Source organism: Bacillus inaquosorum (assembly GCF_023238325.1).
Lineage (GTDB): Bacteria > Bacillota > Bacilli > Bacillales > Bacillaceae > Bacillus > Bacillus inaquosorum.
In genome coordinates, this window is sequence record NZ_CP096592.1 from 3,050,558 (window position 1) to 3,066,108 (window position 15,551).

Here is a 15,551-nt window from a genome sequence, read left to right on the forward strand (position 1 = left end):
ACAAGCGTAAAATAAAAGCCGCTGCATGCAGCGGCTCTTTTTTATTATATCGCGCGAATCGGTTTATATACCGGATACCACATCGCGTCCTGCACAGCCTGTATGATGTCCTCAGGCTCTTCCGTCGCAACGCCTTCCTTAATTGCGGTTTTAGCGACTTCAACTGCGACGGTTGCCGATACAGTCCGCAAATCCTCTACTTTCGGAAGCATCGGCGCGCCAGGCACCCCGACATTGACCATACTTGCAATCGCCCGGGCACATGCTTCAAACATGCCGTCAGTAATTAATTTTGATTTGGTGACAATCGTTCCAAGACCGAGACCCGGGAAGACAAGCGCGTTGTTCGCTTGGCCGATATGGTATGTCACGCCGTTATATTCTACTGGAGGGAATGGGCTTCCTGTTGTAATCAGTGCGCGGCCTTCCGTCCATTCGATTAAATCCTGCGGTTTTGCTTCAGAAAGAGTTGTCGGATTTGACATCGGTAAAATCGCCGGTCGTTTTACGTGTGACGCCATTTCTTTTACAATTTCTTCAGTAAAAGCGCCGGAAACCGTAGACGTACCGATCAGAATCGTCGGTTTCGCCTGGCGGACTACCTCAGCGAGGTCAATGCCTCCGCCTTCTCCGTTCCGCTGATAATCCTTCACCTCATCAGCTGGTCGGGCATAAGGCTTTTGGAAATCGAGAAGCTGATCCATATCATCTGTCAACAATCCGTTTCGGTCTATGCACCAGAAGCGCTGGAATGATTCTTCCTCGCTCAGTCCTTCGCGCACCAATGCTTCCCGCAGCTGTTCAGCAATTCCGATTCCTGCCGTCCCCGCTCCAAATATCACAACTCTGTGATCCCTCAGTGGCACTTTAGACGCTTTTGCACAGGATAAAACTGCCGCCAGTGAAACAGCGCCTGTACCTTGGATATCATCATTAAACGTACACACTTTTTCTTTATAACGTTTCAAAATGCTGCGCGCGTTTTTCGCTCCAAAATCCTCCCAATGCAGCAGTGCATTTGGAAATGTTTCTCTTGCCAGCGCAACATAATCGTCAATAAATTGGTCATAGCGTTCCCCGCGCACTCTGGAATGCTGGTTGCCGACATAAAGCGGGTCGTTCAGGAGGCTCTCCTGGTTTGTCCCCGCATCTAAAACAACAGCCAGCACTCTGCTCGGATCAATGCCCGCAGCCGCTGTATAAACCGCTAGCTTGCCGATAGAAATTGCGATTCCTCCGACACCCCAGTCACCGATTCCTAAAATTCCTTCCGCATCAGTTGCAACAATTAAATCGATCGTATCACTTTGATCTTTATACTGTTTAAATGCTTCTCTCATACCGTCCGGATCATCGATTGACAGATAGAGTCCTCTTGGCTTTCTGTATTCATGGCTGTATCTTTGGATAGCCGTTCCAACCGTTGGTGTGTAGACAATCGGGAGCATTTCCCCTAAATGATCATTTAACAGGCGGTAAAACAGCGTTTCATTCCGATCATGCAGTGCTGTTAAATAGACATTTTTGCTCAAATCGTCAGGCTGTGCGGAAAACTGTTCGTACGCTCTTTTCGCCTGCTCTTCAATCGTTAATACCTTTGGCGGCAGAAAGCCTTTTAAGCCAAGTTCTTTTCTTTCTTCCTCAGTAAAAGCAACACCTTTGTTCAAAAAAGGAACAGAGAGTACTTCAAGGCCTCTTAATGTTGTTTGAATGTCTCCTTCGTTTGTTACTGTAAATTGTTTCACCCTGCCTCTTCCTTTCTGAGCATAATTAGTACTAGGTTTGCATTATTAGCCGGAAATCATGCAGGGTAAACATAAAAATATGCTATTGCTTGATTCGCTTTACTGAATCTTTGATGCTTCCATCCTCATCCCATTTAAGCGCGCGATATTCGGCATCATGATAAAAAATAAACCATGCGTCTTTTTCCGCTGCGAATGCCTGCCATTTCTGCTTTTGCGGTATAGAGGTCATTGGATAATCATCGTAAGCCAGCACCCATAGCGGATTGCGGTGGGCGTGTGTTGGCATCAGATCTGCCATATGTACGACGGTTTCACCCGCATCTTCGCATATAAGAACACTGTGGCCATCACTATGGCCTCCGGTGTGATGCATCGTAATTCCCTCTGTGATCGTTAAGGTGTCTTCAAAGGTTTTGACTTGGCCGGCAACTGCCTCCCAGTTTTCTTTCCAGTACGTATTTTTCGATCTGATATTCGGATGGCGCATTTCATTCCATTCAACAGCTGATGCATAAATCACTGCATTCGGAAAGACAGAGATGAGTTGTTCACCTTCATATTCCGTTAAACCGCATGCATGGTCGAAATGAAGGTGTGTCATAGCAATCACGTCTATATCAGCAACCGTTAATCCAAGTGCCGCTAATGATGTTTTCACATTCGATTCTTGTGTCACGCCATAGTTTCGTTTTTGTTTATCAGTCAGCTTGCCGGACCCAATTCCGGCGTCGACGATGATCTTCAGCCCGCCCTTTTGAATGAGGATAGGGTCTGTCCTTAGTTCAATCTGGTTTTTTTCATTGACTGGATATTTTTTAGACCAAAGCGGCTTTGGAACGACGCCGAACATGGCACCTCCGTCCATATGTGTCACGCCTCCGTCAAGCCAGGTTAACGTCATGTTTCCGATTTTCATTGTTTCCATTTTCATCCCCCCTGTCATCATGGTAGCAAACGGCCCATAAAAAAAACAGACTCCTGTCAGAGTCTGTTTTACGTTCTCCATTCAACCTCAGCCCGATAGATCGGCTGGCCGAGTGCTGAGAATTTTTCTTCATATTCTGTCATAACATTGCCTTCCAGGTTGCTGTTATGCAAATCGAGACTGACGTATGTCAGCAGCAGGCCGTACTCGGAGAAGCTCTTCAAAGAGTACTCAAACAAGCCGCGGTTGTCCGTTTTAAAATGAATCGCTCCGCCTTTTCCCATCACTTCTTCATATTTTTTGAGGAAGTGGGAATACGTCAGACGGCGTTTTTCGTGGCGTTTCTTCGGCCAAGGATCAGAAAAGTTCAAGTAGACCCGTTTGACTTCACCCGGCTCAAACACATCTGTCAGCGTGTCCGCATCTATATTCAGAAGCTTTACATTCGGCGCTTCACTGTCTTTTACTTTTTGAACGGCTGTCACGATGACGCTTTTAAATAACTCAATCCCAATATAATTGATGTCTGGATTTTGTTTGGCCATTCCAGAAATAAATTGCCCTTTCCCTGTCCCAACCTCGATATGGATCGGATTGTCATTGCCAAACACTGTGTTCCATTTTCCTTTATAATCAGCAGGATTGCTGATGGCAATATCTGCGTTTTCAGCCAAAAAGTCATCAGCCCAAGGCTTGTGGCGCATTCTCATATGATTGACACCTCTATCTATTATTTCGACTAACAACATACCATGAATTAAAAAGACCCGCAAGCTCGTTTTTCCAGTGTGCCTGCTAAGGCTGAGCATATAAAAAAAGAGGTTCCTGTCTGCCGGAACACTCCTTTCACATGTATAAAAACGCTCTGTTTTGAACAATTTAACCCGTAGGATACTGAAGGGATGTGTACCGTTATGGGCTTACATTATGAGCATCAAGTTCATTTATTGAAGGATATATTGACTGACCATCAATTGGACTGCTGCGGAACCGTCGCAGAGTACGAGCAGCTTGAGCGTGTGATTAAATCGCTGATGGCAAACACCGAGCTTGATTCAAACTTCAAAAACGTGCTGGAAGATGTTTACCGTTACAGCCAATCAGGAATATCATCCAAATCCATCGACTCACACATACAAGAGCATCAGAACAGCCTGTCTCAATGGGTAGAGCAAATGGATTCGTATTCCTGATTATTCAACGATACGTTTCATGAGAATATGCAGTTCTTCCATTGCATCATGGAATTCCTTATCATTGCCTTTTGCTTTATGCCACGCAATGAAAGTGATTGTTTCAGATAACACATACCAAGCCATTCGTAACCGCAGGCCTTCCGTTAACTCAATGCCGTACATGCTCAGCCAGCTCTCCCAAGCTGGCTTTTCGACGTAGTGGTACAGCAAAGGCCCGAGATCCATCGCCGGATCAGCGATCATGGCGCCGTCCCAGTCAATTAAATACAGCTGGTTGTCTTCAGACAATAGCCAGTTATTATGATTGACATCACAATGGCAAACGACTTTCTCACCGAAATGCACTTCATGCAGATGTTCTTCTAAATACTTGATTCCTTCTTGAATCAGCGGCGAAGATTGCTGCACAGCAAATACAGCCTGCTTCAGCTGAGACAGAAGAGCCCCCGGGTTCAGCGGTTCTTTTCCAAGTCTTTTCAGCATGTCCAGCAAGGCTTTTGATGTGTGTATTTTACGAAGCAATTCAGCTACGGGCCGTCCGCTCATATCTTTAGGCTTCAGCTCTCTGCCGGTCATCCAGTGCTGAGCCGTAATGACGTCTCCATTTTCCATCCGTTTTGTCCAAACCAGCTTCGGAACAATGCCTTCGGCGGATAAAACAGCTAAAAAAGGTGAGCTATTACGTTTTAAAAAAAGCTGCTGCCCGTTATGTTTCGCATAATATGCATCTCCTGTAGCTCCTCCGGCGGGGAAGATCTCCCAATCGCTACCTAGTAATTGTCCCAACCAGTTCATATCAATGTTCAACCCATCATTTCTTAAAATATTTTAGAATAAAGGCTAATCGTCTCTAGTCTATCCAGCGAGTGCCTTTTTCGTACGAATCGTATGAAAATAAAAAAGACAGCTATTGAGAGTCTCATATGCTAATCAATAGCCGTCCTTTAAATTTTAGCGCTATAGCACAAACTTCGTCAAGCAAAACTCTTAAGATCTGATGCTAAATATAAGATAACCGTTCCGATGCCGTTTACCGCAACCGCTTTCTTGATTTCTTTCGGGTCATGCTGAAAACCTGATGTATCACTTAAAAGCCGGTACGTTTTGTCGTTTGGCAACTTCCATTCCATGGAGTCCGGACTCGCGTGATGGATGACGATAATGTCTTCCCATTCGTCAACCGCACCGAGATCATAAAGCCTGTATGCGATGAGGTGCTTTTTTAGCGTCAAACATTCGAGATGGCGCTGGATGTCTGCAGCCGATCTGAGACGGAATGCCGGATGCGTTTTTCTCAGCGAGATCAGCCTGCGGATATAGTCAACATCTTCTTTGAACGTTTCACGCCGATCCCAATCCAGCTGGTTGGTGCTGTCACTGGATTGATAGCTGTTTTCCACTCCGTGCTTCGTCCGGAAAAATTCCTGTCCGCTGTGAATAAACGGCACCCCCTGGGCAAGCAAGATAATCGAGGCAGCCAGCCTTTGCCTGCTTCTCTTTCGGCTGTCAGTTTCTTGAGAAAGCGCAACGCTCATTTTATCCCAAAAGGTGTGATTGTCGTGTGACTCGACATAATTGATAGACTGGCTGGGTTCAGGAACAACCGGTGCTAATGCCTTCCATCCGGAAGACCCGGCAATCCCATGCATAACGGTTTCAGATGCTTCACCGTTTCCGAGCGCAAAGCCGGCAGCCGTGAGGTGAAAGGTGTTCCCTTTCACAGCGTCACGAAACGTATCATTAAAAAAGCCGATGCCCGGCATTTTTGAAGCGTTCGGCAAGGTGGCTTTCTGTTCATGCGGCAGCGGTGTAGCCAAATCCCATCCTTCCCCAAAAAGCAGGATTCCGGGCTTTACCGCAGCTGCTTTTTCTTTGATATAAAGCACGGTATCAATATCTAAAATGCCGAGCAGGTCAAAGCGAAAGCCGTCCGCATCGTATTCCTCAAGCCAGTAGATGACGCAATCCGCAATGAACTTTCTCGCCATCCGCCTTTCTGACGCGATGTCATTGCCAACGCCGGTGCCGTTTGACGGCATCCCAAATTCGTCATGCCGAAAAAAATAACCGGGCACTGTCTTTTCAAAGGGGGAACTCTCCCTCTCATACACGTGGTTAAAAACGACATCCAGAATGACTCGCAGGCCATGCTGATGAAGGGTTTTGATCATTTGTTTTAACTCTGTTTTTCTTGTTTGAGGATCATGAGGGTTTGAGGCATAGCTTCCCTCCGGGGCAAAAAAATGAAGCGGGTTATATCCCCAATTATAAGCATCAAGCGGCTTCTCTTCATCAACTCCGGCAAAATCATTCACCGGCAGAAGCTCTACATGCGTAACACCAAGCTCTTTTACATACGCCAGTCCGGAAGAACAGCCATTTGTGGTTTGCGTATCGGTTTCCGTCAGCGCTAAGTATTTTCCTTTGTTTTTCATGCCGCTGTTTTTATGGATGGAGAAGTCGCGGATGTGCATCTCATAGATGACGGCATCCACAGGGTTTGAGAATGGTTTGACTGAGTCAGCCCATTTCATTTGATCCGGGCGCAGGACGACGCCCTTCTCTCCATTTAGCGTCACTGCTTTTGCATACGGGTCAACGGTTTCCGTCCACTCTGAATTGTTGCAGATACAGAACACATACTCATACCCGTGGAGATCGCCGGTGACAGTAACGGTGTAGACGCCTTTTTCCATCCGAATCATTTGGAATGTGCGCCCGCTTTTATTCGGATGTGAAAGCTTGACAGCAGCTGAGGATGCGGCAGGCGCCCATACTTTAAATTCAGTATAATCCGCAGTATAAACAGCCCCCAGCTCTCCGTCATAATAAAATGCATCATCAAACGCATCCGTCCGGATGACCGCGCCAATTTGGAGATCCGTTTTGTCGCCGCTGGACGCTCTGACGGCATGTATTTTTCCGAATGTCACCGGATGATCGGATACGCAGACGTATTTGTATTTTCCTTCAAGGCGGTATTCCTCCCTGACAGCCAGAGGAAAATCGGTTGTATCTGTCTCAAGCCGAAACGGCGGTGTCATGATTTCTTTTTGTTCAGCAGGAATTAAAACGGTAATGACATTCATATCATCGACATACGCTTCGAAGCTTCGGCGGATGCTGACCATCGGAAGCACTCTCCTCCAAACACGTTTATGTTTTGATCCTTAGGGGCGAAGGACTCGATGCCAGACGAAACGGGGTGGTGCCCATGATTTCTCCGTCAGCATGGAACGGAATTTTGTCCTTCGTGTAAAACGTAATGTCCTTTGTTTTAAACATCGTAACGCCGTCCATCTTTGTATGCTTTCCAAATGCCATCAGACATAAAAGCCAATATTTTTTGAAAAACGGCTGGTTTTCAACGATCACGATATCAAATGCCTTCTCGCGCGGATTTGCAAGCGGCGCCGCCTTCATGCCGCCCCCGTAAAATGGGTGGTTGGATACAATCGCAAACCAGACATCATGAAATTCGTGCGTCTCACCTTCCGTTGTACAGGCTAACGAAAACGGCTTAAAGGTCGCCGAGGCGTGCAAATGGGAAAGCGGATACACAAGAAATCGAAGGCGGAGAAAAAGAAAAACCCGTCTCAAAGGAAATTCCATCGCCTTTTTATTGACATATGCGTCAAAACCAATTCCGATATGATTCATAAAATAAAGAACGTGTGATTTATCTTGAAGGAAATTTACGCTTCCTAAATGGAAGGTTCGGGTTAACGGACGCTTCAGCTTTTTGATTTCCTGCATCAGATCGATTTTTTTAATAGAGAATCCTCGCGCAAAATCATTATACGCGCCCGCCGGCACAAAGCTCAGTTCTATATCGTCAACATCTTTCAGCCCGTTGACAACCTCATGCATCGTTCCGTCTCCGCCAATGACAATCAGGCGCTTCAGCTTATATTCCTGTATCGTTGAAATCTGTCTGGCGAGCACTTCGGCGTGCCCGGGATGTTCAGTTAAAAATGAGCGGTGCTCAATTTTCCGTTTGATTAATTCCTTTTGAATAGACTTCCAAACACGCAGGCCGTTTCGATGTCCCGCTGTCGGATTAATAATAAAAAACCAATGGCTCATCTTTCTCACCTGCTTATGTTATGAGAAAACCGCTCAAATCGTTCTCTTTTACTCCAGCCACTCTTGTCTGCGATAGGAGTCAGACATGCAGTAAGACAATAGAGCCTTTGCAGCCTTTACCTGATGATGTTTAATCGGAGCCGTGTTTTTCTTCTGCCTCTCAATCCATTCCTCCGCGCCCCGCTTATCCGCTATTTCTAAGCCGAATGGCGGCTCGGGGTAATCGATGTACGACGTTCTGCTCAGAAGCAATTTTCGAACCGGAATATCAGCCTGTTTTTCCTTTATGATCTTTGACACGACGGAGTCAGTGCGAAACAGGCTCAGCCCCGGATTTAACACCGATGCAGTATGAGAGGCTGTTTTCTTCTCCCAAAAACGATTTTTAGACCCTATGTACACACTGTCTTCCTCCGCCTCTAAAAAAGAAACGCAATAAATGTCAAGCGGGGAAATAATCACAATGCTTAATTCAACCGCCGCCTGCTGAATTTGCAGCACGGGCTTATACATAATGAAATAAGAATCAGGCAGCTGCTGGGTCAGATAACGCAAAATGCGGTCCTGCTTCACCTGGTTTGAGAGATGAGATATTTCTGCTAGAGTTGAGCTTGCCCATTTGAGCTGAAAGTCATATAAATGCCTTTTATAAAATGCAGCAAGCGCCATCCTGCTCTTCGGCAGCCTTACATGTATATCGTCTTCTTCCTCAAACCATTGGTGTCTCTCTTCTTGTATATCGGCTTTTATCTCTTCTTTTCTTCTTTTCAATGAAAATTTTTTTCGTTTCTGCACCGGTTCCGGCTCTTCGGCACTGGCTTGTCTTTCTTCATGCTGGCGCTCCGCTGCTTCTAAAAGTGAAAGCCAGCGCTCTTTTTTCAGCCTTACAAACTGGTTTATATAATGGTACGGATCAAGCTCATATCTCGATATATAATCATGAATTTTGATGATTTGTGCCATGTTTGTTTCTCCACTCCGCAATGAATTAAGATAAATGAAATTTAAATATTTCCTCGTACTTTGGTGATTGATTCAAGTGTATTTGAAAGAGCGAAAACCGTTCAGCCATCATCGAAACCTCGCCGCTTTCAAACGGAACATGTGCCGGAAATCCTTCTTCGCCTGTCCATTTTCTAGCCAGCGTCATATGAGGGTGATACGGTCTTTTTTCCACTTGAAAGCCGGCTTGAAGAACAGCCTGTTTCGTATGTTCCCGCAACATTTCAAGCGTTCTGTTTTTCTTTGGCTCCAGATGTAAAACACGCGGCCTTCTGCGGTCGCCGAATACATCTATTTTGCCAAACTCAATCGGAAACGGATCGGTTTCTGAAGCAATCGCAGCAAGCGAACCCTCAAGCTGCTGGATTTGTGTCTCATCCGCCGCTCCGAGAAAAATTAACGTAATATGATAGTCAAGCGGGTGCACCCATTTTTGAAACGTCAAAACCGGCTCGTTTTTCGCAGCCCGGTAAATCGGATTCGCAATTCCCTCAGGAATGGGAACGCCGATGAAATAATGAGGCCGTGTATCTGGCATCCGTCTGACACTCCCTTCTTTAACAGCTATTATTTTATCAATAAAGAGGCTGTGCGGATAGAGGAACAGTGTATGAAAACACTCTCGCACAAACGTTTATTATGTTAGGATATTATATGACACTTGTTTTATTCAGAAAGGAATGACAATGTTGAAAATCGTTGAAAATACAGCTGATCTGATAGGAGATACACCGCTTGTGAGATTGAATCGGCTTCAGCCGGAAAACGCGGCACAAGTCTATTTAAAGCTTGAATTTTTCAATCCGAGCGGCAGTGTGAAAGACAGAGCCGCTTATCAAATGATCATAGAAGCAGAACAAAACGGTTTGCTCAAGCCGGGCTCAGTTATTATAGAGCCAACAAGCGGAAATACTGGAATCGGGCTCGCCATGAATGCGGCGGCACGCGGATATAAAGCGATCTTAGTCATGCCTGATACGATGACGAAGGAACGGATCAACCTTCTTAAAGCTTACGGCGCAGAGGTTGTATTAACACCCGGAGCGGAAAGAATGCCTGGCAGCATCAAAAAAGCGAAGGAGCTAGCCGAACAAATTCCGAACAGCTATATCCCAATGCAGTTCGATAACTCCGCTAATCCTGACGCGCACCGGAAAACGACGGCGCCTGAAATTGCCCGGGCAATAGAGGAAATCGGAAAACCGCTCGGCGCTTTTGTCGCCTCTTCCGGAACGGGCGGAACCATTACCGGAACAGGTGAAGCACTCAAAGAGCTTTTCCCGGATATCACGGTTCATGTTGTCGAGCCTGCGGGTTCTCCTGTATTATCCGGAGGAAAACCCGGCGCGCATAAGCTTGTAGGGACGAGCCCAGGCTTCATTCCACCGATTTTAAATCAAGACGTATATGATGAAATTATCAAAATCTCTGATGAAGACGCCTATACGACGACAAGACGCCTCGCTGCTGAAGAAGGAATTCTTGTCGGACCTTCGTCAGGTGCTGCCTGCTTCGCGGCAATCGAAACAGCAAAACGCCTCTCTCCTGACCAAGTTGTGGTCTGCATGACAGCCGATACGGGAGAACGGTATTTATCAACTGATTTATGGTCATTTGTTTAAAAAAAGGACTGGCTTCAGAAGAAGCCGGTCCTTTTATTTTGCAAGTTCGTAGATTGCCTGCGCATATAACGCTGTCGATCTAAGCAGGTCATCGATTTCAATATATTCATCCTTTTGGTGTGCGCTGTCAGGACGTCCGGGGAAGAGCGGGCCGAACGCGACACCTGCTTTTAAAGATCTGGCATAAGTCCCCCCGCCGATTGAGATTAAATCAGCTTTTTTGCCCAGCTGGCCTTCATAGACCTTTTGCAGGGTTTTGACTAACGGATGGTCTGCTGACACATGATGCGGCTTGCTGTCTTTGAATTCACCAAGCTCAAATTCAGACGCGCTCTCGAATGCATCGCGGATCACATTGCTTTCTGCTGTCACAGGATAGCGGATATTGATCCCGAGCTCGCCTCCTTGCCCATCCGTATAGCGCAGTGTTCCGACATTTAATGTCAGCTCGCCGCTGATTTCATCCTCGCAGTCGATGTTCAGTTTCTTCCCTCTTGTATCGTTTGAGAACTTGTCTGTCACGACTTGCACAAACCGCTGTCCTGCATCGTCAAGCTCAGCCTGCTGCAGAAATTCACATAATAAAATGCCGGCATTGATTCCATTGTTCGGTTCCATCGCATGGCAGGAAACCCCGTACATACGCAAAATAAGCTGGCCGTTCTTTATTTCAGCTTCCCCTTTTTGATCTGTCGTGCGAAGCATGTTTTTAAATGAAGCAAGAATCTCTTCTTTTTTCGGCCCTTCAATGACAGCTTCTGCAGCGTCAGGCACCATATTCAAGCGAAGGCCTGACTGAAACGATACAAGCACTGCCTCTGAATCGGCTTGGTTTGAGCAGTGCGGGATAAGTAAAGAAGCATCAATGATCCCTTTTTCAGCGTTAATAATCGGAAAATCGGCGTCAGGCGCAAATCCCAGCGTTGGCATTTCTTCATGCTTGAAATAATGCTCCACGCATCTCCAATCGCTTTCTTCATCTGTTCCGATAATGATTCTGACACGCTTGGACAGCGGCAGATTCATGTCTTTCACGATTTTCAGCGCGTAGAATGCCGCCATCGTCGGACCTTTGTCATCAATGGCGCCCCTTGCATAAATCCGTCCGTTGCGGATATCAGCTGAAAACGGATCACTCGTCCAGCCGTCTCCTGGCGGCACGACGTCAACATGGCAAAGTACGCCGACAATGTCATCGCCCTCGCCCCATTCAATATGGCCTGCGAAGCCGTCAAGATTTTTTGTTGTAAAGCCTTCTTTTTCTCCAAGCTCCAGCAATGAAGTCAAGCTGGCGTTTACTCCTTCTCCAAATGGTTTGCCGGGTCCGGCGGTTGTTTCATCCATTACACTGTTGATTTTCAAAAATTCCTGCGTATCACGAATTAAATCCTCTTTTTTTCTGATCACTTCAACTTCCCAGTTCATAACGATCCCCTTTCCGCAAGAAATGACTTGCAAAAACCAAATAAAACGAATAATATTAATGGTGTTTTGTTAAAACGTTCGTAATTGGAGGATACTATGTTTCATCTAAAAGAGCAGCAAACGTCCATAAAGCAAGAAATCATAGCAGGGCTGACGACCTTTTTCACAATGGTCTATATCGTCGTGGTTAATCCGGTCATTCTGGCTAACGCCGGAGTTCCTTTCGACCAGGTTTTCACCGCAACGATTATTGCCTCCATTGTCGGAACGCTGTGGATGGCCCTGGCAGCAAATTATCCGATTGCTATTGCGCCCGGCATGGGCTTGAACGCTTATTTAGCCTTTCATGTCGTAAGCGCAAGCGATGGCGGCATCACATACGCAACAGCTTTCAGCGCAGTATTTACAGCAGGGGTTCTCTTCATTATTCTATCGTTAACGCCTTTAAGAAAACAACTTATAGAAGCGATTCCAAACAATTTAAAATACGGGATCACAACAGGGATCGGGCTGTTTATTGCTTTTATCGGTTTGCGGCAGGCGGGAATTGTGGCGGCTGATGAGTCAAACCTGGTTACTCTCGGCAATCTGCATTCACCTGGTGTTATTTTAACGCTGATCGGCCTTTTGATCAGTGTGGTTCTGATGGTGCTGAATGTACGCGGCGCTTTATTTATCGGAATGGCAGCTACCGCTTTGATCGCCTTTTTTACCGGCCAGCTGCATTTTTCGAAGGGTTTTATGTCACTTCCTCATTTGCCGGAAGGATTGATCATCTCAAATCCATTTTCCGCTTTTGGCGATGTCGTTCACCACGGCCTGTACGCTGTTGTCTTTTCTTTTCTTTTGGTAACGATATTTGATACGACCGGCACGATGATCGGTGTTGCAGAGCAAGCCGGGCTAATGAAGAATAACAAGCTTCCGAACGTGCGAAAAGCGCTGCTTGCCGATTCAACGGCGACGACAGTAGGAGCTGTTTTCGGCACAAGTCCGACGACTGCATTTATCGAATCTTCCGCTGGTGTCGCAGCTGGGGGAAGAACTGGGCTTACGGCTTTGACTGTTGCGGTGATGTTTGCGGTTTCAATGTTTTTTAGTCCGCTTGTCAGCGCCTTGTCCGGCATAGCCGCCATCACCTCTCCTGCTTTGATTATTGTCGGCAGCCTGATGATGGGCTCGGTTTCCAATATGAACTGGAAAGAGATGGACGAGGCATTTCCAGCGTTTCTCGTCATTCTGGCCATGCCTTTGACATCCAGCATTTCTACAGGAATTGCACTTGGCTTTATTTCATATCCGATCGTAAAAGCAGCGCGGGGAAAATGGAGAGAGATTCATCCGCTCGTCATTATTTTCGCCATTCTGTTTTTCATCCAGCTGTTTATTTTATAACACATACAGAAAACCCAAACGCCAGCCGTTTGGGTTTTTTTATGTAAACCATAAAGAGACAGCGGCCGCTAAAAAACAGCAGGCGACAAACGCATAATGCAGCGTGTGTATACAGCTTTTTCTGGCCCGGTAATACTCATCACTTTCCTTATCGGCTCCAATTAAAATAGGCGCATCCATCACTTTGTCAAAGATAAGCGTAAGGATATAACGGCAAACGATTGTATACACCAGCAGCGCAATCAGCTTCAGCCAAATCGGGGTCATAAAGATTAGAATGATGACTGCTGACAACAGCATGTACATCCGCCTCGTATACTCGCCATTCCTCAGCATGACTTTAAAAAACAATTCCTTATAGCCAGTGCAGACCGTTCGACTTTTAAATATCCTTCTTGAATTCCGGTATAATAACGGTTTTCTTCTCATCCTGTCTTTCACTTTCGGGATTCCCGCCTCCTGGCTCATCATCATCACAAGCCCGGCAAGCGCCAACCTGCTTTTTTTCTCTTCAGTCACCTCTGCTTCAAAAGCCGAGAACGAAGCTGCCTTGGTCAAACCGCGGACGAATGCAAAAATCAAAAACAAAATGCCAATGAGCGTAAGCAAACGCCACTCAGTGAAAACGATCAGGACAGCAGAACCAGAGAAAAGAACAGCTCTGAGAAGAATTTCGGCAATCCGTCTCGAAATGGAGCGCGGCTTTCTGATCCTGTCTTGCTTTAAGGATAAAAAGAATGTATGAAGGCCAAACAGGTAACACAATAGAGCAGTGCCTTCTGCCAATGTGATATGAACAGAATGACTGATAAAGGGAAGGACAATGAAAAAGAGCAGCAGCCATTTGGCCAGCGTGACCAAAAAAGAATACACCAGCGCATGCCGTTTTAGCTGATAGATTATCTCTTTCTTTTGCAGCAAAAACACTTTGTCCGCTTCCAATAAAAACGTATGGATCGAGCCTGTACACACGATCAGCACGCATACAGCGTACAGCCATCTCCATTCCAACACCTCAGACCACTCATAAATAAGGCCTCTTCCGTTCATCAAATCAAAATACTGATAGATGACAAAAGCAAGCGCCGGCAAAACAATGTAGAGAGCGACTGTCCAGTCAATGACCGCATGCAATACCTTAAACTGATACCTGTAATAGTCAAGCAGCCTTCGAAAAAAGAGCGATCGCCCGTTCATAACCAATCACCTTGGACTGCCTGATAAAAACAGTCAAGCAATGACTGCTCCTCTGATCCAGTCTGCTCCTGAATATCTTTTAACGTGCCTTGGAGAAATAAAGATCCTTTCTCAATCATGTAAAACCGATCGCAAATTTTTTCTGCCGTATCGAGTACGTGTGTGCACATAAGGATGCCGGCTCCCCGTTCTTTTTCAGCCTTAAGCATGTCCACAAAGCGTTTCGTCGATATCGGATCAAGTCCGATAAATGGTTCATCGATCACATACATATCCGGCTTAGAGAGAAAAGCCTGTATAAGCATCAGTTTTTGCTGCATGCCTTTTGAAAAAGTGACAGGCAGCTCATGCATAACATGATCAAGCGAAAACGTCTGCAGCAGGCGTTCGGCCCGAGGCGCAAATTCACTCTCCTCAATACCGTGCAGCGTGCTGATCAGGTCCAAATGCTCCCACAGCGTCAGTTCTTCGTAAAAGGACGGATGCTCCGGAATATATGCAAATGAACAGTCATTCCAGGCAATATGCCCTTTAAAGTCTTCTGAGAGGCCGAGTATCGCCTTGATTGCGGTGCTTTTTCCGGCGCCGTTAGCTCCGATTAACCCGACAAGCTCGCCTTTTCCGACTTCCAAAAACACATCGGTGAGCACTTTTTTTCGGCTTGTGTACCCGGCCTGCTCTATCGAAGCTTCAAGTAATACTGTCAAATCTCACTCACCTCCAAAATTTACTACGAAACAGAATAAAAAAAGTTTCTTTAACCATAATAATATTGAGCCGAAATACATAGTAATCCAACAAGGATGGCTGCCCAACTAAAATTGGAAAAAATTAATAGGAGTTATCCCTAGATTCATCATTGCGATATCGTGTATAATGAGGGCGAATTATCTAAAACAATAGATGTCTGCCTTTGTTGCTATTTCGTACGCAGTTGATAGTCGTGAGTTGTGGT

Annotated in this window: 14 protein-coding genes; 3 read left to right on the forward strand and 11 right to left on the reverse strand. The window is 46.0% G+C overall.

Going from position 1 to position 15,551, the window contains the following annotated elements; translation table 11 throughout:
* Positions 1-44: 44 nt before the first annotated feature.
* The 3 genes from M1M80_RS15460 to trmB all read right to left on the reverse strand — a co-directional run bounded on the left by M1M80_RS15460 (position 45) and on the right by trmB (position 3,383).
* A complete protein-coding gene (locus M1M80_RS15460; RefSeq protein ID WP_060399292.1) occupies positions 45-1,745 on the reverse strand; it encodes an NAD-dependent malic enzyme in 1,701 nt (566 codons plus the stop codon).
* 82 nt (positions 1,746-1,827) lie between these two features.
* Positions 1,828-2,673 carry a YtnP family quorum-quenching lactonase gene (locus M1M80_RS15465; protein ID WP_060399293.1) on the reverse strand — a complete coding sequence of 282 codons (846 nt, stop codon included), beginning with the start codon at positions 2,671-2,673 and terminating at the stop codon, positions 1,828-1,830.
* A 68-nt stretch (positions 2,674-2,741) separates the two neighbouring features.
* Entirely contained in the window at positions 2,742-3,383 is a 642-nt protein-coding gene (gene trmB / locus M1M80_RS15470) for a tRNA (guanosine(46)-N7)-methyltransferase TrmB (protein WP_003237925.1), read from the reverse strand.
* Positions 3,384-3,587: 204 nt separating this feature from the next.
* Here trmB and M1M80_RS15475 point away from each other — a divergent pair, with 204 nt between their 5' ends.
* Entirely contained in the window at positions 3,588-3,866 is a 279-nt protein-coding gene (locus M1M80_RS15475) for a YtzH-like family protein (RefSeq protein WP_003237926.1), read from the forward strand.
* On the opposite strand, the gene M1M80_RS15480 is transcribed toward M1M80_RS15475, so the two are convergent.
* The 5 genes from M1M80_RS15480 to thpR form a co-directional block, all read right to left on the reverse strand.
* Positions 3,867-4,664, reverse strand: coding sequence for a phosphotransferase family protein (locus M1M80_RS15480; RefSeq protein WP_029316881.1), 798 nt, complete (start codon positions 4,662-4,664; stop codon positions 3,867-3,869).
* A gap of 179 nt (positions 4,665-4,843) precedes the next feature.
* The gene (gene pulA, locus M1M80_RS15485; protein ID WP_060399294.1) at positions 4,844-7,000 is read right to left on the reverse strand and encodes a type I pullulanase; all 2,157 of its coding nucleotides are present in this window, start codon (positions 6,998-7,000) and stop codon (positions 4,844-4,846) included.
* A 25-nt stretch (positions 7,001-7,025) separates the two neighbouring features.
* Positions 7,026-7,955 carry a YegS/Rv2252/BmrU family lipid kinase gene (locus M1M80_RS15490; RefSeq protein WP_003237929.1) on the reverse strand — a complete coding sequence of 310 codons (930 nt, stop codon included), beginning with the start codon at positions 7,953-7,955 and terminating at the stop codon, positions 7,026-7,028.
* A gap of 48 nt (positions 7,956-8,003) precedes the next feature.
* A complete protein-coding gene (locus M1M80_RS15495; protein WP_060399295.1) occupies positions 8,004-8,918 on the reverse strand; it encodes a hypothetical protein in 915 nt (304 codons plus the stop codon).
* A gap of 25 nt (positions 8,919-8,943) precedes the next feature.
* Positions 8,944-9,495, reverse strand: coding sequence for an RNA 2',3'-cyclic phosphodiesterase (gene thpR / locus M1M80_RS15500; protein ID WP_019259208.1), 552 nt, complete (start codon positions 9,493-9,495; stop codon positions 8,944-8,946).
* Between the two features lie 148 nt (positions 9,496-9,643).
* On the opposite strand from thpR, the gene cysK reads away from it, so the two are divergent.
* Positions 9,644-10,579, forward strand: a complete 936-nt coding sequence (cysK, locus tag M1M80_RS15505; protein WP_060399296.1) for a cysteine synthase A — start codon at positions 9,644-9,646, stop codon at positions 10,577-10,579.
* A gap of 33 nt (positions 10,580-10,612) precedes the next feature.
* On the opposite strand, the gene pepV is transcribed toward cysK, so the two are convergent.
* Positions 10,613-12,004, reverse strand: coding sequence for a dipeptidase PepV (gene pepV, locus M1M80_RS15510; RefSeq protein ID WP_060399297.1), 1,392 nt, complete (start codon positions 12,002-12,004; stop codon positions 10,613-10,615).
* A gap of 96 nt (positions 12,005-12,100) precedes the next feature.
* Between pepV and pbuO the strand changes: the two genes are divergently transcribed.
* A complete protein-coding gene (pbuO, locus tag M1M80_RS15515; RefSeq protein ID WP_003237938.1) occupies positions 12,101-13,399 on the forward strand; it encodes a hypoxanthine/guanine permease PbuO in 1,299 nt (432 codons plus the stop codon).
* A gap of 39 nt (positions 13,400-13,438) precedes the next feature.
* Here pbuO and M1M80_RS15520 read toward each other — a convergent pair whose 3' ends face one another.
* Together M1M80_RS15520 and M1M80_RS15525 are read right to left on the reverse strand one after the other, a co-directional pair.
* A complete protein-coding gene (locus tag M1M80_RS15520) occupies positions 13,439-14,596 on the reverse strand; it encodes an ABC transporter permease (RefSeq protein ID WP_060399298.1) in 1,158 nt (385 codons plus the stop codon).
* Positions 14,593-15,303: an ABC transporter ATP-binding protein gene (locus M1M80_RS15525; RefSeq protein ID WP_060399299.1), complete on the reverse strand. Its 711-nt coding sequence runs from the start codon at positions 15,301-15,303 to the stop codon at positions 14,593-14,595. Before M1M80_RS15525 ends, M1M80_RS15520 begins: the two co-directional genes overlap by 4 nt.
* Positions 15,304-15,551 lie beyond the last annotated feature (248 nt).